Raw genomic sequence first — 21,395 nt, 5'->3', positions numbered from 1 at the left:
CTCGAGACTCCGGGTCTGGTGCTAACGCACCATCCCGGAATGACGGTGAGACTTACTTACGGCCTTAAAATCGCCGCGCCCGTCGTCGCCCGGCTCTCCAGCTCGGTATGCGCCTTCGCCGCGTCCTTCAGCGCATAAGCGTGGTTGATCGGCACGTGGAGCTTGCCGTTGATGACGGCGGCAAACAGCGTGTCGGCACCTTCGAGCAGATCCTTGCGGGTCGAGACGTAGTCGTTGAGCTTCGGCCGTGTCGCAAACAGCGAGCCGTGATTGTTGAGCTCGGCCAGCGGGAACGGCGGCACCGGACCGGAAGCATTGCCAAAGCTCACGAACAGGCCGCGGGGCCGCAGGCATGACAGCGAGCCCGGGAAGGTGGTCTTGCCGACGCCGTCATAGACGACGTCGCAGAGCTCGTTGCGGCTGATCTGCTTCACCCGTGCGACAAAATCCTCCTCGTTATAGAGGATGACGTGGTCGCAGCCATTGGACAGCGCCAGGTCGGCCTTGGCCTTGGAGCCGACGGTGCCGATGACATGCGCGCCGAGCGCCTTCGCCCATTGGCAGGCCAATAGGCCTATGCCGCCGGCGGCCGCGTGGATCAGCACGCGATGGCCGGGCTCGACCTTGAAGGTCTTGTGCAGGAGGTACCAGACGGTCAGCCCCTTGAGCATCAGCACCGCGCCCTGCTCGTAGGTGATGTGGTCCGGCAGCTTGACCAGCTTGTCGGCCGGGATCACTCGCTCGCTGGCGTAGCCGCCGAGCGTGAAATAATAGGCGACGCGATCACCCGGATGGAAATTGGTGACGCCCGGACCGACGGCCACCACCTCGCCGGCGGCTTCGTTGCCGGCGATGAATGGCAGTCCCGGCGCCTTGTAGAGGCCAGTGCGGAAATAGACGTCGATGAAGTTCAGGCCGACGGCGTGCTGGCGGATGCGGACCTCGCCCGGTCCGGGCGCCGGCACCTCCACGTCCTCGTACACCAGGGCTTCCGGGCCCCCCACCTTGTGCACGCGCACGGCCTTGGTCATGACGGTCTCTCCCTAGGGTCTCGGCTCAAGCGCCCACCTTGAGCGCGCAACGAAGGCCATCGCCGCCGCCTTGTCAACTCGCCGGGCGTCGGGTCGCCTTCCGGCGGTTGCGTCTGGCGAGCACGTTGAACACTTCGACGGCGGCCGCGAACAGCATGGCAAAGTAGATATAGCCGCGCGGGATGTGGAATTTGAATCCGTCCGCCACCAGCGCCACGCCGATCAGCACCAGGAACGCCAATGCCAGCATCTTGGTGGTCGGGTGATTGGCCACGAAGCGGGCCACCGGACCCGACGAGACATACATGACGGCGCAGGCGATCACGACGGCCGCGACCATGATTTCGAGATCCTGCGCCATACCGATCGCCGTGATGATGGAATCCAGCGAGAACACCATGTCGATGACGATGATCTGCATGATCACCCAAAAGAACGCACTGGCGCTCGGCTGGGCATCGGACTCACCCTCGCGCGCCTCCACCTCACCATGAATTTCATGCGTCGCCTTGGCGATCAGGAAGGCTCCGCCGGCTATCAGGATGATGTCACGCCATGACAGCTCGACATTTTTCACGGTGATGACAGGCTCCGTCAGGCCGATCAGCCACACCAGCACGCTGAGAAGGACGATGCGAAACACGAGCGCCAGTAACAGACCGATCTGGCGCGCGCGCTTGGCCTGCGCCGGCGGGATGCGCGACACGATCACCGAAATGAAGATGACGTTGTCGATGCCAAGCACGATTTCCAGCGCCGTCAACGTGAGCAGCGCCAACCAGGCTTCCGGGCTCGTCAGTAATTCCATCATGCCCCGAACGACTTTATTTGCCGGATGACGGCGTCACTTCCTATGACGTACGCGCCAATGGCGCAAAGCGCGGCAACGATGGGAGCGCCGACATCGAAATCGCAGATCAGCGTATAGATCGCAAGCGCGGCTCCGGTTGCCATCAGCCACAGGGTCAGCCAGCGCAGGCGCACCACGCGGACCGGATGCAGGACGTGAAACGGGGCGAAGGTGAGCGCGATCAGGATGGCAATTCCGAGTGTGGACGGGATTGGCGGCAGATGCAGCAAGAACAAATAAAACGCCGCCGCGTTCCATAGCGCCGGAAAGCCGCGGAAGTGATTGTCTGAGGTCTTCATGCGCCGATCAGCGAAATAGAGCGCGCTCGACACGACGATACCGATACCGAGCAGCGGCCCGGCCGCCGGCATCAGCAGCCGGCTCGTGGCGATGGCATAGGCGGGAACGAAGACATAGGTCACGAAATCGACAACGAGATCGAGCACCTCGCCCGACCAGTTCGGCTGCAACCGCTCGACCTGCAGCTTCCGCGCCAGCGGACCGTCGATTGCATCGACGACCAGGGCGACGCCAAGCCAAGCGAACATGCTGGCCCAGTGCTCGCGCACCGCCTCCATCATTGCCAGCAGCGCGATGCCCGCTCCCATTGCCGTGAAAATATGTACGGCGAATGCGGCGGTACGCATTCGGCCGCTCACCGGGACGGAATCTGGCTCTGTGCTCTGGTCCATTGCTACGGCAGTGCTATCAGGAATCGTTCCGATTTGCATATCGGCGCTTGCGGCGTTCCGCCGCGCGATTGGGCGGAAACATTTCGGCCAGTTGATGGCTTGAAAATGCCGGCCCGAACGTCAATTGTCCTGATATGACCAATGCATCGCAAGTTTATGACGCTGCCGTGATCGGCGGCGGGCCGGCCGGATTGACCGCCGCCGTGGCGCTGGCCGTAACGGGTGCGAAAACCGCCCTGTTGGCGCGCCGCCTCCCCTATGCCGACAACCGCACCACGGCGCTGCTCGGCGCCTCCACCGATCTGCTCGAGCGCCTGGACGTCTGGCCCCGCTGCCGGGACAAGGCCGCCGCCTTGCGGACCATGCGCCTCGTCGACGACACCGGCCGGCTGATCCGCGCGCCGGAAGTCCACTTCTCCTCGGAGGAGATCGGCCTCGAGCAGTTCGGCTACAACATTGACAACCGCTCGCTGATGGTGGCCCTCAAAGAACGCGCCGCCGAGCTTTCGAACCTCATCCGGTTTGACGATGAAGCTATTACGATCGACCCACAGGACGAACTCGTTACGGTCAATACCAGCAAGGGTGCACCGCTCGCCGCACGGCTGGTGATCGGCGCCGACGGGCGGCAATCGCCCTCGCGAAAGGCCGCCGGAATCGGGATCAGCCGCCGCGACCTGCACCAATCGGCGCTGACCTTCAACGTCAGCCATTCGCGGTCGCACAACGGGATTTCCACCGAGTTTCACACCGCGCAGGGCCCCTGCGTCTTCGTTCCCCTGCCCGGCAATCGTTGCAGTGTGGTGTGGGTCGCATCCACCAGCGAAGCCGAGCGGCGGATGTCGCTCAGCGACGACGAATTGTCTGAAGCCGCAGAAAAGCAGTCGCACTCCATTCTCGGCCGCATCCAGGTGGAGGCCGGACGCAACCTGTTTCCGCTGACGATCGAGCGTCCCGACCAGTTCGCCAGCCACCGCGTCGCGCTGGTCGGCGAGTCCGCCCATGTGGTGCCGCCGATCGGCGCACAAGGCCTCAACATGGGACTGCGCGATGCCGCCGATATCGCCGACATCGCCGGCGAAGCGCTATCGCGCGGCGAAGATCCGGGATCGTCGTCGGTGCTGGCGCGTTACCGGTCCGCCCGCCGCGCCGACGTCGCCAGCCGCTTGATCGCCATCGATGTCGCCAACCGCTCACTACTCAGCGATTTCGTAGGGCTGCAATCGCTGCGCGCGGTGGGCATGCACCTGCTCGGCTCGTTCGGCCCGCTGCGGCGCCTTGCCATGCGCGAGGGGCTGGCGCCGACCTGGAAGCGCGTGAGCTAGCTCCGGCCGCCCCGCGTGAGGGCTGCGAACCCGGCCCAACTCTACTGTGCATGGGGTTGTTTTCGCGATTTTGTGTTTCGGCCGCCCGTTTTATGGAAACGCCAGCCGTCCGCTCTGGATGAACCACATCACGCTGGTCAGCGTGACGACGGAGGCGAAGGTCCCGATCAGGACGGCGACCGATGCCGGCTCGATCCAGGTATTGTTCTGCCGGGCCATCACGAAGACATTCAGCGCCGGCGGCAGCGCGGCCATCAGCACCGCGGTTGCGGCCCAAGGCTGCGCGAACGGGCCGAACAGCAGCATCAGGGCGAACACGATGAGCGGATGGATCAAAAGCTTGATCGCGATCACGCCGGGCACTTCCCAGGGCACGCGGTCGAACGGCCGCAGCGCGACCGTAACGCCCAGCACGAACAGCGCGGTCGGCGCGGCGGCGTTTTGCAGAAACAGCAGCGTCCGGTCGAGCGCGGTCGGCAACGGAATGTGGAACGCGGCGACGAGAGCACCGAGAACGGCCGACATGATCAGCGGATTGAGCACGATCTGCCGCACGGCCACGCCAACGGCATGCAGGAACGACTTATGCTCGCGGTCGGTCAGCGCCATCAACAGCGGCACGATGGTGAACAGGAAGATGCTGTCGCAGCAGAAGATCAGCGCGGTCGGCGCCGCCGCCTTGGCGCCGAGCACGGCCAGCGCGAGGCCTGGGCCCATGTAACCGATATTGCCATAAGCGCCGGCTAGGCCCGCGATGGTCGCCTTGCGCAGCGACAACTCGCCGATGATGCGGCCCGCCACCATCGCCAGCACGAAGGCGCTCACGGTCGCCAGCGTCGTTGCGATCAGGAACGGTGGGTTGTTGAGCTCGGAAAACGGGGTTTCCGACATGATGCGAAACAGCAATGCCGGCAGCGAGACGTAGAGCAGGAAGAAATTCATCCAGGCAAGCCCCGCTTCCGGGAGCCCCTTTGTCTTGCCGCAGGCGAAACCGATGAAGATCAGGCCGAAATAGGGAAGCGCAAGGTTGAGGATATCGGCCATCGCGAAACGTCTTTTCGTCAGTGATTTCGGGGGCATGGCGGCGAGAGTCGCCACCTTGTGTAAAGGTTAATTCGTCCTATTGCCCCTAGCATCGGCCACAATCATGGTCTATTCGACGGAACATGATCAAAGCGCGCACCGCCAAATTCCAGATCGGCCAGATCGTCCGCCACCGGGTGTTCTCATTCCGCGGCGTGATTTTCGATATCGATCCGGAATTCAACAATACAGAGGAATGGTGGTTGTCGATCCCCGAGGAGGTTCGCCCTCACAAGGATCAGCCGTTCTATCATTTGCTCGCGGAGAACTCGGAGTCCGAATACGTCGCCTATGTCTCCGAACAAAATCTGCTGCCGGACGATTCCGGCGAGCCGATCCGGCATTCGCAGGTCGCGGAGATTTTCGTGAAGGACAAGTCCGGCGGTTACCGCCCGCGCAACTCGTCGCTGAATTAGTCGTCCATATCCGCAACGAAAAAGGCGCCCACCGGGGCGCCTTTTGTGTTTGGCGAATCGCTGTCAGCGCTTACTTCGCCGCCGGATTGGCGCCGCCCGCGCCTTCGAGCTTCTTGCGCTGCTCCTCGGCGCGCTTCTGCAGCTCTTCCTGCAGCTTCTTCTGGTTTTCCTCGAACTGCTTCGGATCGGTCGGCGGGCCGTCATAGGCCTTGGCGAATTCGCCGGCGAGCGGCAGCGGCAGCGTCAGCGGCGCGCCGTTGGAATTGATCGCCTGAACAACGAGGTTCTGGCCCTTCTTCAGGTTGGCAATCAGCTCGGGGGTGGCTTCATAGTCGGACATGCAGCCGTTCTGGAAGCAGATGACATAGGGGCTCTGCTGCGGCGGGTTGCTGTCGACGATGATCCGGGTGCCGTGCACGAGCTGCATGCCGAGCGGCAGCGTCACGCGGAGCAGCTTCTTCGGCTCGCCTTCCGGCTCGATGATCACGGCGGCAATGACGGGCTGGCCTGATTCGATGCGGCCGTCCTTACCGGTGAAGCAGACCTGCTTGGCGCCAGCTTCCTGGCCCTTGAGGCAGAACTTGGTCCAGGGCGCGTAGATCAGCTGGACCTGCTGCTCCTGCGGCTGGGGAGCAGCGGCAGGCGCGCCGGCGGCCGGAGCTTGCTGCGGGGCGGGTGCAGGACCCTTGGGCGCTGCCTTCGGCGCCGCCTTCGGAGCGGCCGGCGCGGGCTGCTGGGCCTGTGCGCCGGAAGCGATCAACGTTGCCGAGAGTGCCGAAGCCGCCAACAGGGAAAGAAACTGCCCACGCGGCTGGCCCGACCCGGCCAAGATACGGAAATTCATTGCGGAAAACCCTTTCTGAACCGGAGCGCCCGAAACCGCTACAGACGCCGACACCTCTACCCGCGCTGAGGCGGCTATCTCGTTGGCAATTGAGGCGGATACGTGACAGGCGCTCCCGCCGCCAAACTGCCCGCCTTCAATACAGCGGCGGGCGAAAAGATCAATGCCGACAGGCTCCTTTGGTGTTCCTCGCAAGCCCGGGCCGGCCCTATGGTAAAGCTTTCCTCGTGCGAATTTTCGAATCAAATCTTCGCCTGTCTGTGCCCTCTTCCGGGCGTATCCCGCTGCGTGTAGTGGCGTGGAGCGCCCTCGCGCTAGGTGTAACCCTGTTTGCGCCGCTTGGTTCGGCGAAGGCGGCCGAAAGCCACGCGCTCGCGATGCATGGCGAGCCTGCCCTCTCAGCCGGTTTCACGCACATGCCTTACGCCAATCCCGATGCGCCAAAGGGCGGGCGGCTGGTCTGGGGCGTTCTTGGAACTTTCGACAGCCTCAATCCCCAGATCGTCCGCGGCCTCGCCGTTCAGCAGATGCGGGGCTTTGTGGTCGAGAGCCTGATGACGCGCGGCAATGACGAGGCATTCACGCTCTATGGCCTCTTGGCCAGGAGCGTCGAGACCGACGATGCGCGCAGCTACGTCACCTTCCATCTCGACCCCAAGGCGCGCTTTTCCGACGGCAAGCCGGTGACGGCCGAGGACGTCGTGTTTTCCTGGGCGCTGCTGCGCGACAAGGGCCGCCCCAACCACCGCCAGTATTATTCCAAAGTCGCAAAAGCCGAGGCGACCGATCCGCTCACCGTTCGGTTCGATTTCGGCGGTGCGAACGACCGCGAGCTGCCGCTGATCATTGGCCTGATGCCGGTCCTGCCGCGGCACGCGGTCGATCCCGCGACATTCGAGGAAACCACGATGACCGGACCGATCGGTTCCGGCCCCTATCGCGTCACCGCCGTCAAGCCCGGCGCCAGCGTCACGCTGACCCGCAATCCCGATTACTGGGGGCGCGACCTACCGGTCAACCGCGGCCTCTGGAACTTCGACGAGATCAGGCTCGATTACTTCCGCGAGGCCAACAGCCAGTTCGAGGCGTTCAAGCGCGGCCTCTATGACTTTCGCGTCGAGTACGAGCCGCTGCGCTGGCACGACGGCTACGATTTTCCGGCGGCCAAAAGCGGCGATCTGATCCGCGACACCATCAAGACCGGCATGCCGCAGCCGTCGGAATTCCTGGTGTTCAACACCCGCCGGCCAATGTTCTCGGACATCCGCGTCCGGCAGGCGCTGACGCTGCTGTTCGATTTCGAGTGGATCAACCGCAACTATTTCTTCGGCCTGTATGCCCGCTCAGCCGGCTTCTTTGCAGGATCCGAACTGTCCGCCTATGGCCGGCCTGCCGACGAGCGCGAGCGCGAGCTGCTGAAGCCATTCGCCGACCGCATCCGGCCCGACATTCTCGATGGCAGCTATCGCCTGCCCGTCACCGACGGGTCGGGCCGCGATCGCACGACGCTGCGCCAGGCGCTGAGCCTGTTGTCGGAGGCCGGATATGACCTCGACGGGGCCGTGCTGCGGCAGCGTTCGACCAAGACGCCGCTCTCTTTCGAAATCCTGGTGACGACGCGGGACCAGGAGCGCATCGGGCTCGCCTATCAGCGTGATCTCAAGCGCGCCGGCATCGAGGCCAGCGTGCGCGCTGTCGATCCCGTGCAGTTCGACCAGCGCCGGCTCGGCTACGAGTTCGACATGCTGCAGAACCGTTGGGACCAGTCGCTGTCCCCCGGCAATGAGCAGTCCTTCTATTGGGGCAGCCAAGCCGCCGACATCACGGGCACGCGGAACTACATGGGCGCCAAAGAGCCCGCCATCGACGCCATGATCGCAGCCCTGCTCGAGGCGCGCGAGCGTCCCGCCTTCGTTTCCGCCGTGCGGGCGCTCGACCGCGCCCTGATCTCAGGTTTCTACGCGATCCCTGTGTTTAACGTGCAGGAGCAATGGATTGCGCGGTGGAATCGGATAGAAATTCCTGCAGCGACTGCGCTATCCGGCTACCTTCCGGAAACTTGGTGGCACAAGCCGCAAGCGAAGTGAACTCACCACGTGGTGCAACCCTCATAGAGCCGACGTAACACCGTGACCCAGCCCACCGCTTCGCCAACCCTCGATACGCTGTTCAAACGGAATCTGGCACGCCAGCCGGATGCGATGGCACTGGTCGATCCGCCCAACAAGGTGCGCATCACCGGCCAGCCGCCGAAGCGCCTGACCTTTGCGCAGGCCGACCGCATGATTTCGTCGCTCGCGGCGCATTTCATCGAATCCGGCCTGCCGTCCAATTCGGTGATCGCCGTCCAGCTGCCGAACACCATCGAATTCGCGATCACGGTGCTTGCCGCCTTCCGCGCCGGCCTCGTCGTCGCGGTGCTGCCGCTGCTCTGGCGGCAGTCGGAACTGACCATGGCGCTCAATCGCACCGCAGCGCGGGCGATCGTGACCATCGGCAAGGTCGACGGCGTAATCTATTCGGACCTCGCCATGAATGCCGCCGCCGAGGCGTTCTCGATCCGCCACGTCTGCGGCTTCGGCAGCGACCTGCCCGAAGGCATGGCCTCGCTCGATAACGCGATCTTCCGGGAATCCCCGACCGCGCGCGCCGTGATCCAGGACGGCCGCAAGCCGGCGCTGATTTCCTTCGACGTCACCGCGGACGGCTTCCGGCCGGTGCCGCGCGCCCATCTCAGCCTGATTGCCGGCGGCCTTGCCATCTCACTCGAAAGCGATGTGCCGCAGGGCGCGACCGTACTGTCGGCCTTCTCGCCGATGTCGTTTGCCGGCCTCGCCTCCTCGCTGGCGCTTTGGCTGCTGTCGGGCGGAACGCTGGTGCTGCACCATCCGTTCGACGACGAGGTGCTCGAACAGCAGGTCAGCGAACAGCGTTGCGACACGCTGATTGCGCCGGCGGGGCTGGCGCTGCGGCTGGACGAAATGGACCTTGCCGCGCGGATGCCGAGCCTGCGCCATGTCATCGGCCTGTGGCGCACGCCGGAGCAGGTCGGCTCCAGCGCGGGCTGGGGGACGAAAAACGCGACGCTGACGGACGTCTATCTGTTTGGCGAGGCCGGCCTGTTCGGCGCACGCCGGATCGCGGAAGACGGCTCGCCGGCCCCGATTAAGCCCGGCCCCCACGGCGCACCACGCGATTTGCCGGGGGCGTCGATCGCGGGCGAAGTCCTGCTGACAACGCGGGGAACGCTGGGATTGCGCGGGCCGATGGTGCCGGTCGCGGCCTATGCGCCGCCTCCGCCGCCGAGCGACTCCATGATCGCGGCGCCGCCGCGCGACTATGTCGATACGGATTATGCGGCGCGGCTCGACCGCGTGACCGGCGCGATCAACATCACCGCGCCGCCATCCGGCGTGATGGCCGTCGGCGGCTACCGCTTCCTCGCCCAGGACCTGCAGGAATGGGCGCGCCGGCTCGGCCAGGGGGCGCTCTTGACCGCGCTGCCCGACCGCCTGAGCGGCCACCGCCTCGCCGGCCGTGCGCTCGACAACGCCCGCGCTCGCGATGCGCTGACAGAGCTAGGCCTTAACCCCTTGATGGTGGAAGCCTTTCGCGATCGGAGCAGCGCTGCCTGAGCACCTTTTGATGGTCCTCCGTTGACGGCGCATTAAGCGCCGCAAATTAGGATCGGGCGGTCGCAAGTCCGCGCCTGATCCGAGTTTCCAAGATGTCCCAGCAAGGCCCGATCCTCGTCGTGTCGACCGCGAGACGGCCGCCTTTTGCCGCCGCGCTCGATGCCGCGAAGCTGTTTCCGGTGATCGAAACCGAATGGACGGATTCCGCGCGGGCCGTCGAACAGGTGCAGCCCGCTGCCGTGCTAGCCGCCCCCTCTGCCACCAACGAAGCCGAACTGGCTGAGCTGGCAGCGCGGGTCGCAGCGCGCCAGCCTTATCTGCCCCTGGTCGCAGTCGACCCGCCGGCCGCCATTCCGGACAATGTCATTCCGTTCTTTCAGAGCCAGGACGCGCAAGCCCAACAAGGCGGGATCGACCGCCTGGTGGGCCGCCTGCGCGCCGCGCTGCGCATACGGTCGTTGCATGCGACCGTGATGCGCCGCCTCGTCCCGGCGGCACCGATGACGCTGTCGCAGATCGACCCGGCGCGCGACGCCACGGTGCTGCTGGTGGGCCGCGGCGGCGCCTATCCCGCGCTTTCGGTTGCGCTTGGCGAGCGCATCGGCGTGGTCGGCGCGCTCTCGATCGAAGCAGCGGCCAAACATCTCAACGCCCGCGACATCGACGGCATTGTACTCGGCGAAGGCTTCAGCCTTCGCGTGATCGATGCCTTCCTGACCGTGCTGACGGAGGACGCCCGCTTCCGCAACCTTCCGGTCGTGGTGACGGTGGGTGACCTTGCGCCAACCTACGATCTGCCGAACCTCGAAATGATCTCCGGCGACGCCTCCAACGTGGTGGCAACGGCGCTGCCGCTGGTCCGCCAGCACGCCTTCGAGGCGCATCTCGCCCGTACATTGAAGGCCATCGATGCCGATGGCCTGATCGACGCACGGACCGGACTGCTCACGGTGGAGGCCTTCGAGCGCGACTTCGCCAGCGCCGTCTACCAGACCCAGCAACGCGGCGGCGGATTGTCAGTCGCCCGCTTTGCGTTCGATCCCGACCATCCCCGCGCGCAATTCGACGGCGCGCGGATCATCAGCCGCCTGATGCGGCGGATGGATTTTGGCGCCGCCCAGGAAGACGGCTCCGTGGTCGTGGTGTTCACTGAGGCCGACCTGAAGACGGCCCATACCATCGCGCGGCGCCTATCGAGCGTGATGCGCCATACCAGCCACGGCAGGCGCGATACGCCCTCGGACCCAACGGTATCGGTCGCAACGCTGCTGCCGAACGATTCCGCAAAATCGCTGCGGTCGCGGCTGCAGGAGGATGGACGCCGGGTGGCGTCGTAGCCCTATCTCTGGCGGCACCGTTCCCCGGACGCTGCGCAGCGCGTCAGCGGTGACTGCTGATCCGGGGTCCATCCGCAGCCGAAAGTGAGTCCCGGCTCTGCGGCGCAGCGCTTCGCGCCGCACCGCGTTCGGGACACAAGACCAACTACGCCGCCTTCTTGCTTTCCGCGAGGTTGGCGAGCTGGCGCATGATCTCGGTCGTGCCCATCAGCCGCTCCTCCGGCGTCTTCCAGGTCTGCAGGAACACCACCTTCATGTCGGGCCGTACCTTGGCGGCCTGGCCGTGCTGGCGGATGAAGGCGACGAGGCGGTCCGGCTGGGCGAAGCTGTTGTCGCGGAAGGTGATCACCGCGCCCTTCGGCCCGGCGTCGATCTTCTCGACATTGGCCCTGCGGCAATAGGCCTTGATCGCCGCGACCTTGAAGAGATAGCGGACCTCGTCCGGCAGCACGCCGAAGCGGTCGCGCATCTCGGCGGCGAAATTGTCGATCTCCTCGTCGGTTTCGAGATCGGCGAGCCGGCGATACAGCGACAGCCGCACCGCGAGGTCGTTGACGTAATCCTCGGGGATCAGGACTGGCATGCCGATGGTGATCTGCGGCGACCAGCGATCGGCGGCGGGCTCGACCACGCCGGCCTTGAGGTTGAGGATCGCCTCCTCCAGCATCGATTGATAGAGCTCGAAGCCGACTTCCTTGATGTGCCCGGACTGCTCCTCGCCGAGCAGATTGCCGGCGCCGCGGATATCGAGGTCGTGCGAGGCGAGCTGAAAGCCGGCGCCCAGCGTCTCCAGCGACTGCAGCACTTTCAGCCGCCGTTCGGCCTGGGCAGTGATCTTCTGCTGCGCCGGCAGCGTGAACAGCGCATAGGCCCGCAGCTTCGAGCGCCCGACCCGGCCGCGCAGCTGATAGAGCTGCGCCAGGCCGAACATGTCGGCGCGGTGCACGATCAGCGTGTTGGCGTTCGGGATGTCGAGACCGGACTCGACGATCGTGGTCGAGAGCAAGACGTCGTATTTGCCGTCGTAGAACGCCGACATGATGTCCTCGATCACGGTCGGCGGCATCTGGCCATGCGCAACCGCGACCTTCATCTCCGGCACGTTCTTGTCGAGGAAGTCCTTGACGCTGGCGAGGTCCTCGATGCGCGGCACCACGTAGAACGCCTGCCCGCCGCGGTAGCGCTCGCGAAGCAGCGCCTCGCGGATCATCAGGGGATCATGCGGCGCCACAAAGGTGCGTACCGCGAGGCGATCGACCGGAGGCGAGGCGATGATCGAGAGATCGCGCACGCCGGTCAAAGCTAGTTGAAGGGTGCGCGGAATTGGCGTTGCGCTCAGCGTCAGCACATGGACCTGTGCCCGCAGCTGCTTCAGCCGCTCCTTGTGGCTGACGCCAAAATGCTGTTCCTCGTCGACGATCAATAGCCCGAGGTCCTTGAACTTGATCGATTTGCCAAGCAGCGCATGGGTGCCAATGACGATATCGACATTGCCGTCCGTCAGCCCCTTCTTGACCTGCGTCAGCTCTTTGGCCGGGATCAGGCGCGAAGCCTGCGCGACATTGACCGGGAAGCCGCGGAATCGCTCGGCAAAATTCCTGCTGTGCTGGCGCGCCAGCAGCGTGGTCGGCACCACGACCGCGACTTGCTTGCCTTCGAGGGCGACGGCGAATGCCGCACGCAGCGCCACCTCGGTCTTGCCGAAGCCGACGTCGCCGCAGATCAGCCGGTCCATGGGACGGCCGCTTTCGAGGTCCTTCAGCGTCGAGGTGATGGCCCCAAGCTGGTCCTCGGTCTCCTCATAGGGAAAGCGCGCGCAGAACTCGTCATAGACATGCGGCTGCACCGGCATTTTCGGCGCTTCGTGCAGGTGCCGCTCAGCGGCGATCTTGATCAGTTCGCCCGCGATCTCGCGGATGCGGTTCTTCAGCTTGGCCTTACGGGCCTGCCAGCCGCTGCCGCCGAGACGGTCGAGTTCGACAGTGGTGCCCTCGGAACCGTAGCGCGAAAGAAGCTCGATATTCTCGACGGGCAGAAACAGTTTTGTTTCGGCGGCGTAATGCAGTTCGAGACAGTCATGCGGCGCGCCGCCGACCTCGATCGTCTGCAAGCCGACGAAGCGGCCGATACCGTGCTCGACATGCACGACGAGATCGCCGGTCGCAAGGCTCGTGACCTCAGAGATGAAGTTTTCGAGCTTGCGGCTCGCCTTGCGCGGCCGCACCAGGCGGTCGCCGAGAATGTCCTGCTCGCTGATGACGGCGAATTCGTCGGTTTCGAAACCGCTCTCCATGCCGACGACCGCCAGCATGGCCTCGTTGCGCGGCGTCGCCTGCACCGTCCGCCAGGTATTGACGCTGGTGATGTTGACGAGCTTGTGGTCCCTCAGCATGCTCGCCATGCGGTCGCGCGAGCCCTCGCTCCACAGCGTGATCACCACCTTCTTGCGCTGCGCCTGCAGCGCCAGCACATGCGCCACCACGGATTCGAACACATTGACCGAAGTGTCAGTGCGCTCCGGCGTGAAGTTGCGGCCCTGCCTCGCCCCGGCGTCGAAGACGTCGGCGGCGCCATCGGGCACCGCAAATGGCGTCAGCCGCGCGACGGCAGCCTCGCCCAGCCGCGTCGTCCACTCCGTTTCCGCCAGATAGAGCCGATCCGGCGGCAGCGGCTTGTAGATCGCACCTGACCCCGGATGCTCCAGCGCCTCGCGCCTCGCCTCGTAATAATCCGCGATCTGCTTGAAGCGTTCGCGGGCGGCGTCCTCGCTCTGCGGCTCGATCGCTACAGGCGCGCCGTCGAGATAGTCGAACAGCGTGTCCATCCGCTCCTGGAACAGCGGCAGCCAGTGCTCCATGCCTGGATGGCGGCGGCCTTCGCTGACAGCCTCATAGAGTTGATCGTCGCGCTGCGGCGCGCCGAACGTCGCGACATAGCCCATGCGGAAACGGCGGATGGTTTCGGTGACGAGCTGGAATTCCGAGATCGGCACCAGGTCGAGCGCGCGCATGTCGAGCAACGTGCGCTGGGTTTCCGCATCGAAGGTGCGGATCGATTCCAGGCTGTCGCCGAAAAAGTCGAAGCGCACCGGCTGCTCCAGCCCGGCCGGAAACAGGTCGAGGATGCCACCACGCACGGCATATTCACCGGGCTCACGTACCGTGGAGGAGCGGTTATAACCATTGTGCTCCAGCCAGGCGACGATCGAGTCCATCGGCACGACATGACCCGGCGCGACCGACAACGCCTGCGCCGCCACCACCTCGCGCGCCGGCACGCGCTGCACGATCGCGTTCACGGTCGTCAGCACGATCAGCGGCTTGTCGCTGCCCTGCAGGCGCGATAGCCGCGCCAGCGTGGTCAGACGCTGCGCCAGGATGCCGCCATGCGGCGACACGCGGTCATAGGGCTGGCAGTCCCAGGCCGGAAACTGCATCACCGGCAGATCGGGCGCGAAGAACTCCAGCGCCCGCGCGAGCTGCTGCATCCGCGGGCCATCGCGGCACACCACCGCAAGGCTTACGGCCGGCGGTTTCGGTTTCGCCGCGACCGCCCGAGCAAGATCCGAAATGACGAGGCCTTCGGCACCCTCTGCGACATTGGCGAAAGTCAGCGCGCGGCCGGGGGCCAATAGCGCCGCAGGTGATTTGACGGGTGACTTCATACGTCGTGGTCCACGGCGCGGAACGCCTTGATGCGGTCGAACAAGGGGCCGCCATATTCGCCCGCCAGCGGCTGGTCGCCGGTCAGCGCGGCATAGAGGTCGGGATCGGGCACCTCGATCAGGCGTTCGAGCTCGGCCAGTTCATCGTCGCGCATGGCTGCGATCTCGGCGTCCGCGAAGCGGCCGAGGATGAGATCCATCTCGCGGGTACCGCGATGCCAGCAGCGAAACAAAAGCCGCTTGCGGCGGTCGTCAAGGCCGCCGCTCGATCGTGTCGTACCCGTCATTGTCCCATTCCGTTCGAACGCGAAATGCCCGGACGTGCCGGGCGTGGTTGATATAGTCCTGGCATCCCCGATTGTCAGTACCGTTTCGACCACAGGCCCATGCGAAAGTGGCGCGTGCTGCTCGTGAGGCGCTTCATCGCCCCTGCCCACCGGCGTGCGTTGCCTCAAAGTCGCCGTAGCCAGGGGTTGCAGCCTTTCGATTTCGCCGCTATGTGTCTGCCCCGTTCCGCCGCCGATCCCGGCGCGGTCAGCAGGGAGAAGGCTCGATGACATCAATGTCTCGCCGCCCCGTCGAGGGCATCGCCTAAGAGCGCCTGCGTTAGCGGTGCCGCTTGGGAACTCGCGCGCTTTTTTCAGCAATATCTGTGCTGGCGTCGCGCCGACGATTCTCAGTCTCCTGAAAGTCTTTCAATGGGCAATTTTCCCAAGGTGGACGGCTCTGCGCCGATCCATGTCTTCGCTTCGTCCAAATCCTGGATCGAGGGCAACGCTACGCTTCAACTGCAGCAGGTCGCCGGATTGCCCGGCGTCCAGGCGGTGGCCGCCATGCCGGATCTTCATCCCGGCAAATACGGCCCTGTCGGCTGCGCCGTTCTAGCTGACCGGATTCATCCGCAGCTGGTCGGCTCCGACATCGGCTGCGGCATGGGGCTGTTTCAGCTCGATGTCGCCGCGCGCAAGCTGCGTCTCGACCAACTGGCCGAGCGGCTGCACGCGCTCGACCAACCGTGGGATGGCGATACCAGTGGTGTCCTTACTGCCGCTGGTCTCCGCACGAGTGCCTTCGATGCCTCGCTCGGCAGCATCGGCGGCGGCAACCACTTCTGCGAGGTCCAGGCCGTGGAGGAAATCCTGGCGCCTGAGATCGCCGCGCAAGAGGGGCTGGACCGCGACCGCGCCTATGTCCTGGTCCATTCCGGTTCGCGCGGCCTTGGCAACTCGATCCTGGAGAGCATCCTGCGCGATGGGCAGGTGGCGTTTGACCCGGCCAGCGACGAGGGCCGAGCCTACATGGGCGCGCACGACCACGCCGTGCAGTGGGCCAGGCTCAACCGCCGCATCATCGCCGAACGCGCCGCAGCGGCTGCGCGGGCGCACCTGCGCGCCATCAACGACCTGCCGCACAACATGGTCGAGCGGCAGGACGGCGCGCTGGCGCTGCATCGGAAAGGTGCGGCGGCATCCGACCGTGGGCTTGTCCCGGTGCCAGGTTCACGCGGCACGCTGTCCTATCTGGTGGAGCCGCTGGCCGGAATGCAAACCGAGGCCCTCGCCTCGCTCGCGCATGGTGCCGGCCGCAAATACGATCGCGCTTCCATGCACGGCCGTATCAGGGTGAAGAAGTCGGACGTCGCACGGCTGGAGCGCAATCCCTATGGCGGCATCGTCGTCTGCGGGGATCGCGGCCTGCTCGCGGAAGAGGCGCCGGAGGCCTACAAGAACATCGAACGCGTGATCGACGACCTCGTCGAGTTCGGCCTCGCCCGCGTGGTCGCGACGTTCCGGCCGCTGGTGACCTTCAAGAAGGCACAGTCCGATGTCGCATCCGGCGGCGGCAAGCGGCACAAGTCCTGGAAGGAGGATCGCCGATGATCCGCCTTCTCTTCACCAGCGGACGCGGTCCGGCGGAATGCCGGATCGCGGTCCGCAAGGCCGTTGCAGCGCTCGCCGCCGAGGCAGCGTCGCTCGGTCTCGAAACCGACTGCGTGGAGGGGCAGAATCCGGACGGGCACGGCCCCGCCTCGGCCATCGTCGTGATCCATGGCGAGGCAGCGGCGACGTTCACCCGGCCGTGGGTCGGCGCGATTCAGTGGGTGGCGCAAAGCCCGGTCCGGCCGCATCACAAGCGGAAGAACTGGTTCATCGGCGTATTCGAGCTTCCCCCGCTGCCGGGCGCGCCGAAGGCGCTCGCGGCCCACGACGTCCGCTTCGAGGCCTTCCGCGCCGGCGGCCCCGGCGGCCAGCACCAGAACAAGACCGAGAGCGCGGTTCGCGCTACGCACATCGCGAGCGGCCTCTCGATCGTCGTGCGGGAGGAACGCTCGCAGCACCGCAACAAGGCGCTGGCCCTGGAGCGGATCGGGGCACTGCTCCGGCTGCAGGGCGAACTGGCAGCGATCACCGCGCGGAGCGATGCGCATGCCGCGCATGATCGGCTCGAGCGCGGCCGGCCGGTGAAGTGGTTCAAGGGCGAGGCGTTCCGGGTGTCGTAGCCGATCTGAGCTGAAAATAGCCGTGGACGTCTCGCTCAAACCCGCGCATGACGGCACGAAACGGTCTTAGGTTTTGCAATGCGCCCCACTTTGCTCAATCCCTTGTTTGCACCGGTCACGACCCTTTCTGGCGTCGGGCCGAAGCAGGACAAGCTGTTGCGCTATCTGCTCTCGCGCGATGAGACGCCGCGGCTGGTCGATCTGCTGCTGCATTTGCCGGCGAGCGTGATCGACCGCCGGGCGCGGCCGAAGATCCGCGAGGCCGCGGTGGGAACCGTGGTGACGCTGGAGGTCACCGTCGACCGCCACCGGCCGTCCCCGCCGCGCAATTCCCGCGCGCCCTACCTAGTCTATGCCTCAGACGATACCGGCGACGTGGTGCTGACGTTCTTCCGGGCCAAGCCCGGCTATGTCGAGAAATTGCTGCCGGTCGGCGAGAAGCGCTACGTCTCGGGCACACTGCAGATGTATGACGGCATTCCGCAGATCGTGCATCCCGACCGCGTCGTCGACGAGGCGGCGTTTTCAAAACTGTCCGGCATCGATCCGGTCTATCCCTTGACCGAAGGCCTCGCGCTGGGTTCGCTCCGCCGCGCGATCGCGCAGGCGCTGCAGAAGCTGCCTGAGCTGCCTGAATGGATCAGCCCGGAAGTGATGCGCCGCTGCAGCTTTCCGCCGGTCAGCCAGGCGCTGAACCGCGTGCATGTGCCCGTCGAGCTCACCGATATCTTGCCCGACGGCCCGTTCTGGTCGCGGCTCGCGTTTGACGAGTTGCTCGCCGGTCAGCTGGCGCTGGCGCTGGTGCGCGCGCAACTGCGGCGGCCGGCCGGTGACCGCAACGCCGGCGACGGCCATCTGCGCCATAGGATCATCGATGCTCTCCCCTACGCGCTGACATCCTCACAACGTGATGCGGTCGCCGCCATCACCGACGATCTGCGCCAGCCGGTGCGGATGCTGCGGCTGCTGCAGGGCGACGTCGGCTCCGGCAAGACGGTGGTCGCGCTGCTGGCCGCCGCTGCGGTCGTCGAGGCCGGCAAGCAGGCGGCGCTGATGGCGCCGACCGAGATCCTCGCCCGCCAGCATATCAAGACCATCGCTCCGCTGGCCGAACGCGCCGGCCTCCGTGTCGCGATCCTGACCGGCCGCGAGAAGGGCAAGCAGCGCCGCGAGATTCTGGCGCAGCTCGAGGCCGGCGAGATCGATTTCCTGGTCGGCACCCACGCCCTGATCCAGGACGACGTGATCTTCAAGTCGCTGGCGCTGGCTGTGGTCGACGAGCAGCATCGCTTCGGCGTGCGCGAACGGCTGGCGCTGACCAACAAGGGCGAAGCGGTCGATGTGCTGGTGCTGAGCGCAACGCCGATACCGCGCACGCTGGTGCTGACATATTTCGGCGACATGGATGTCTCGGAGCTGCGCGAGAAGCCGGCCGGCCGCCAGCCGATCGAAACCCGCGCGGTTCCGGCGAGCCGGCTCGACGAAGTCGTCGACGCGGTCGGCCGCGCGCTCAAGGCCGGCAAGCTGGTCTACTGGATCTGCCCGCTGGTGGAGGAATCGGAGGCCGAAGGCACCGAGCATCTCACCAACGCGACGGAGCGTTTCGAGAAACTGCAGCAGCGTTTTGGCGACAAGGTCGGCCTCGTCCACGGCCAGATGAAGGGGACGGACAAGGACCGCGTGATGGCGCAGTTCGCCGCCCACGAGATCGGGCTGTTGGTGGCGACCACGGTGGTCGAGGTCGGCGTCAACGTTCCTGCGGCGACCATCATGGTGATCGAGAACGCCGAGCGTTTTGGGCTTGCGCAACTGCATCAGCTTCGCGGCCGGATCGGGCGCGGCTCGGAGGCGTCGACCTGCCTGCTGCTCTACAAGGAGCCGCTCGGCGAGATGTCGAAGGCGCGGCTGAAGGTGATCCGCGAGACCACCGACGGCTTTCGGATCGCCGAGGAGGACCTCAAGCTGCGCGGCGAAGGCGATGTGCTCGGCATCCGCCAGAGCGGCCTGCCCGGCTACCGCATCGCCCGCTCCGATGTGCACGCCCAGCTGATCACGCAGGCGCGCGATGAGGCGCTGCGCATCATGAAGGACAATCCAAAACTCAAGGGCGAGCGCGGCGAGGCGCTGCGCTGCCTGCTTTACCTGTATGAGCGCGATGAGGCTGTGCCGCTGATCGGCGCGGGATAGGTCTTGCTCGCCTCAACGGCGGCGATGCGGCGCCGGTAGTGCTCGGTGCCCTCGACGATCTTGTCGAGCAAGGCGTCCAGCGCCCAGAACTTTTCGTGGATATCGAACGTGACCGCGCGGCTGTCGGTGCAGGAGAACGTGCCGAGACGCTGGTGGTAGAATTTTGCGAGCTTGGGATAGCCCATCGGCTCGGCCATCGCTGACAGCGCGAGATACACCGACAGTTCGTCGGCCAGCGCCGGATGGTCAGCATGCTCGGTCATCAGCCACTTGTAGAGATCGGGATGGAAGTTGGTGAACACGCCGGTGAAGCCGCGCGAACCTGATTTCATCGCGTCGAAGGCAATCGCCGCATTGGCATTGACGATCGCGAGCGGCGTCCCCTTCGCTAGCGCCACCCGCCGCTTCACCGTTTCGAGGTCGCAGGAGACGTCCTTGAGGATGATGAAGCGGCCACTGGCCGCGCAGAATTTCAGCTCATGGTCGGTGAGCAGGCGGCGATAAGGCGCCGGACATTCGTAGAGGCCGAGCGGGATTTCTTTCGGCAGCCGGTCGAGCAGCCAGTTCAGGTCGTTGGTGAATTTCGTTCCGCCTTCACGCTTCGCATCGAGCCGGTTGGTGACGAGCACCATGCCGTCGACGCCGGTGGAGGCAATCGCGGTCAGCTCGGCAAGCTGGTCGTCGAGGCTTTCGCTGATGTGGCCGGAGGCGATCACGGGCACGCGGCCCGCGGCGGCCTTTTTCACGAAGGCCGCCAGCGCGACGCGTTCGTCGAGGCTGAGGAACTGCATCTCGCTGGACTGGCAGACCGCAAACAGCGCGTCCGAGCCGTTATCGATGTACCATTCCACGAGACGGCCGAGGCCGGGATAGTCGATCTCGCCGCCCGCGGTGAACGGCGTGATCATCACGGGAATAATGCCTTCGATGGTCTTGGTCATGTGTCAGCCTATCTATCCGTCATTGCGAGGAGCGAAGCGACGAAGCAATCCATCTATCCCCGTGCGGAGAGATGGATTGCTTCGCTCGCAATGACGGTGGGAGAATCGCGCGCCCTATTCCACCTTCACCTTTGCCGGCGCCGGCTTCAGCCCGGCGGCGGTGTTCGCCACGCGCGCGGCGTTCGCCATGCCGGCCAATGCCGCGTTGCGCTTCTGCGGATCGGAGCCGGGCTGCACCACGCCGGCGGACATGATCAGTGTCGCGGCGTCCTCGGTCGTCATGTCGACTTCGATGATCTTGCTGCGTGGCACGTAGAAGAAGAAGCCCGTGGTCGGGTTCGGCGCGCAGGGCAGGAACACCGAGATATGCTCCTCCTCGCCGGGCAATTGGCTGGCGACATTGGCGCTCGGCGCCTGCGAGATCAGGACGATCGACCACATGCCGGGCGAAGGAAATTCGACCAGGCCGACCCGGCGAAAGCTCGATCCCTTGCCGGAGAACAGCGTCTCGAACACCTGCTTGAGGCCGCGATAGATCGCGCGCACCACCGGCATCCGGCCGAGCAACCGCTCGCCGAGGTCGACCAGCGTCCGGCCGATCAGATTGGCAGTGAGGAAGCCGAGCAGCGTCAGCGCGACCACGGCAACGATCAGCCCGGAGCCGGGCAGACCGAACGGCAGGTAGGTTTCGGGACGGTAGACCGTCGGCACGAATGGACGGACAATGCTGTCCACCCAGTTCACGAACCACCAGGTCAGATAGAGGGTGATCGCGACCGGCCCTGCGACAATCAGTCCGGTCAGAAAATAGTTCCGGAAACGGGCCATCAGCCCCGGCGGGTGCGCTTCCTCCGGCAAGGGGGCGTCCGGAGGCGTCGTCGGGGGCAGTT

The 21,395-nt window shown here is 65.4% G+C and carries 17 protein-coding genes; 8 read left to right on the top strand and 9 right to left on the bottom strand.

The genetic code is table 11. From position 1 onward, the window contains the following. Positions 1-56: 56 nt before the first annotated feature. From QA643_RS20065 to pcsA, 3 genes are all read right to left on the bottom strand, one after another. Entirely contained in the window at positions 57-1,031 is a 975-nt protein-coding gene (locus QA643_RS20065; RefSeq protein ID WP_283027646.1) for a quinone oxidoreductase, read from the bottom strand. Positions 1,032-1,104: 73 nt separating this feature from the next. Further along, positions 1,105-1,842, bottom strand: coding sequence for a TerC family protein (locus QA643_RS20060; RefSeq protein WP_283027645.1), 738 nt, complete (start codon positions 1,840-1,842; stop codon positions 1,105-1,107). Next, positions 1,839-2,528 (bottom strand): phosphatidylcholine synthase, encoded by a 690-nt coding sequence (gene pcsA, locus QA643_RS20055; RefSeq protein WP_283027644.1) that lies wholly within the window; start codon positions 2,526-2,528, stop codon positions 1,839-1,841. Before pcsA ends, QA643_RS20060 begins: the two co-directional genes overlap by 4 nt. A 179-nt stretch (positions 2,529-2,707) precedes the next feature. On the opposite strand from pcsA, the gene QA643_RS20050 reads away from it, so the two are divergent. After that, entirely contained in the window at positions 2,708-3,898 is a 1,191-nt protein-coding gene (locus tag QA643_RS20050) for a UbiH/UbiF family hydroxylase (protein ID WP_283027643.1), read from the top strand. Between the two features lie 90 nt (positions 3,899-3,988). On the opposite strand, the gene QA643_RS20045 is transcribed toward QA643_RS20050, so the two are convergent. Further along, a complete protein-coding gene (locus QA643_RS20045) occupies positions 3,989-4,942 on the bottom strand; it encodes an AEC family transporter (protein ID WP_283027642.1) in 954 nt (317 codons plus the stop codon). Positions 4,943-5,064: 122 nt separating this feature from the next. On the opposite strand from QA643_RS20045, the gene hspQ reads away from it, so the two are divergent. Further along, a complete protein-coding gene (gene hspQ / locus QA643_RS20040; RefSeq protein WP_283027641.1) occupies positions 5,065-5,397 on the top strand; it encodes a heat shock protein HspQ in 333 nt (110 codons plus the stop codon). 70 nt (positions 5,398-5,467) lie between these two features. On the opposite strand, the gene QA643_RS20035 is transcribed toward hspQ, so the two are convergent. After that, a complete protein-coding gene (locus QA643_RS20035; RefSeq protein ID WP_283027640.1) occupies positions 5,468-6,241 on the bottom strand; it encodes an invasion associated locus B family protein in 774 nt (257 codons plus the stop codon). 293 nt (positions 6,242-6,534) lie between these two features. On the opposite strand from QA643_RS20035, the gene QA643_RS20030 reads away from it, so the two are divergent. The 3 genes from QA643_RS20030 to QA643_RS20020 all read left to right on the top strand — a co-directional run bounded on the left by QA643_RS20030 (position 6,535) and on the right by QA643_RS20020 (position 11,213). After that, positions 6,535-8,328 (top strand): extracellular solute-binding protein, encoded by a 1,794-nt coding sequence (locus QA643_RS20030; protein WP_283027639.1) that lies wholly within the window; start codon positions 6,535-6,537, stop codon positions 8,326-8,328. A 42-nt stretch (positions 8,329-8,370) separates the two neighbouring features. Continuing rightward, the gene (locus QA643_RS20025; protein ID WP_283027638.1) at positions 8,371-9,876 is read left to right on the top strand and encodes a class I adenylate-forming enzyme family protein; all 1,506 of its coding nucleotides are present in this window, start codon (positions 8,371-8,373) and stop codon (positions 9,874-9,876) included. A gap of 92 nt (positions 9,877-9,968) precedes the next feature. Beyond that, a complete protein-coding gene (locus tag QA643_RS20020; protein WP_283027637.1) occupies positions 9,969-11,213 on the top strand; it encodes a GGDEF domain-containing protein in 1,245 nt (414 codons plus the stop codon). A gap of 145 nt (positions 11,214-11,358) precedes the next feature. Here QA643_RS20020 and mfd read toward each other — a convergent pair whose 3' ends face one another. Both mfd and QA643_RS20010 read right to left on the bottom strand, forming a co-directional pair. After that, positions 11,359-14,877 (bottom strand): transcription-repair coupling factor, encoded by a 3,519-nt coding sequence (mfd, locus tag QA643_RS20015; RefSeq protein WP_283027636.1) that lies wholly within the window; start codon positions 14,875-14,877, stop codon positions 11,359-11,361. Then, positions 14,874-15,164 carry a succinate dehydrogenase assembly factor 2 gene (locus QA643_RS20010; protein ID WP_283027635.1) on the bottom strand — a complete coding sequence of 97 codons (291 nt, stop codon included), beginning with the start codon at positions 15,162-15,164 and terminating at the stop codon, positions 14,874-14,876. The genes mfd and QA643_RS20010 overlap by 4 nt, the downstream gene beginning before the upstream one ends. A gap of 411 nt (positions 15,165-15,575) precedes the next feature. Between QA643_RS20010 and QA643_RS20005 the strand changes: the two genes are divergently transcribed. The 3 genes from QA643_RS20005 (at position 15,576) to recG (ending at position 19,564) form a co-directional block, all read left to right on the top strand. Further along, a complete protein-coding gene (locus tag QA643_RS20005) occupies positions 15,576-16,757 on the top strand; it encodes an RNA ligase RtcB family protein (RefSeq protein WP_283027634.1) in 1,182 nt (393 codons plus the stop codon). Further along, complete coding sequence (prfH, locus tag QA643_RS20000; RefSeq protein WP_283027633.1) at positions 16,754-17,377, top strand: peptide chain release factor H; 624 nt, start codon at positions 16,754-16,756, stop codon at positions 17,375-17,377. The genes QA643_RS20005 and prfH overlap by 4 nt, the downstream gene beginning before the upstream one ends. A 78-nt stretch (positions 17,378-17,455) precedes the next feature. Next, on the top strand, positions 17,456-19,564 hold the full coding sequence (gene recG, locus QA643_RS19995) for an ATP-dependent DNA helicase RecG (protein WP_283027632.1): 2,109 nt from the start codon (positions 17,456-17,458) through the stop codon (positions 19,562-19,564). On the opposite strand, the gene QA643_RS19990 is transcribed toward recG, so the two are convergent. Both QA643_RS19990 and QA643_RS19985 read right to left on the bottom strand, forming a co-directional pair. After that, a complete protein-coding gene (locus QA643_RS19990; protein WP_283027631.1) occupies positions 19,516-20,505 on the bottom strand; it encodes a dihydrodipicolinate synthase family protein in 990 nt (329 codons plus the stop codon). The two genes, recG and QA643_RS19990, sit on opposite strands and share 49 nt — an antisense overlap. Positions 20,506-20,619: 114 nt before the next feature. Beyond that, positions 20,620-21,333: a DUF502 domain-containing protein gene (locus tag QA643_RS19985; protein WP_283034858.1), complete on the bottom strand. Its 714-nt coding sequence runs from the start codon at positions 21,331-21,333 to the stop codon at positions 20,620-20,622. Between the last annotated feature and the right edge of the window lie 62 nt (positions 21,334-21,395).

It is taken from the genome of Bradyrhizobium sp. CB3481 (genome assembly GCF_029714305.1).
Lineage (GTDB): Bacteria > Pseudomonadota > Alphaproteobacteria > Rhizobiales > Xanthobacteraceae > Bradyrhizobium.
The sequence above is the reverse complement of the archived record's forward strand: the minus strand, read 5'-3'. Positions and strand labels throughout refer to the sequence as shown.

Bases quoted from the DNA above. Each gene is read 5' to 3' on its own strand.
- QA643_RS20065 (WP_283027646.1), bottom strand. From the start codon at position 1,031: ATGACCAAGGCCGTGCGCGTGCACAAGGTGGGGGGCCCGGAAGCCCTG.
- QA643_RS20060 (WP_283027645.1), bottom strand. From the start codon at position 1,842: ATGATGGAATTACTGACGAGCCCGGAAGCCTGGTTGGCGCTGCTCACG.
- pcsA (WP_283027644.1), bottom strand. From the start codon at position 2,528: ATGCGTACCGCCGCATTCGCCGTACATATTTTCACGGCAATGGGAGCG.
- QA643_RS20050 (WP_283027643.1), top strand. From the start codon at position 2,708: ATGACCAATGCATCGCAAGTTTATGACGCTGCCGTGATCGGCGGCGGG.
- QA643_RS20045 (WP_283027642.1), bottom strand. From the start codon at position 4,942: ATGGCCGATATCCTCAACCTTGCGCTTCCCTATTTCGGCCTGATCTTC.
- hspQ (WP_283027641.1), top strand. From the start codon at position 5,065: ATGATCAAAGCGCGCACCGCCAAATTCCAGATCGGCCAGATCGTCCGC.
- QA643_RS20035 (WP_283027640.1), bottom strand. From the start codon at position 6,241: ATGAATTTCCGTATCTTGGCCGGGTCGGGCCAGCCGCGTGGGCAGTTT.
- QA643_RS20020 (WP_283027637.1), top strand. From the start codon at position 9,969: ATGTCCCAGCAAGGCCCGATCCTCGTCGTGTCGACCGCGAGACGGCCG.
- mfd (WP_283027636.1), bottom strand. From the start codon at position 14,877: ATGAAGTCACCCGTCAAATCACCTGCGGCGCTATTGGCCCCCGGCCGC.
- QA643_RS20010 (WP_283027635.1), bottom strand. From the start codon at position 15,164: ATGACGGGTACGACACGATCGAGCGGCGGCCTTGACGACCGCCGCAAG.
- QA643_RS20005 (WP_283027634.1), top strand. From the start codon at position 15,576: ATGGGCAATTTTCCCAAGGTGGACGGCTCTGCGCCGATCCATGTCTTC.
- prfH (WP_283027633.1), top strand. From the start codon at position 16,754: ATGATCCGCCTTCTCTTCACCAGCGGACGCGGTCCGGCGGAATGCCGG.
- recG (WP_283027632.1), top strand. From the start codon at position 17,456: ATGCGCCCCACTTTGCTCAATCCCTTGTTTGCACCGGTCACGACCCTT.
- QA643_RS19990 (WP_283027631.1), bottom strand. From the start codon at position 20,505: ATGACCAAGACCATCGAAGGCATTATTCCCGTGATGATCACGCCGTTC.
- QA643_RS19985 (WP_283034858.1), bottom strand. From the start codon at position 21,333: ATGGCCCGTTTCCGGAACTATTTTCTGACCGGACTGATTGTCGCAGGG.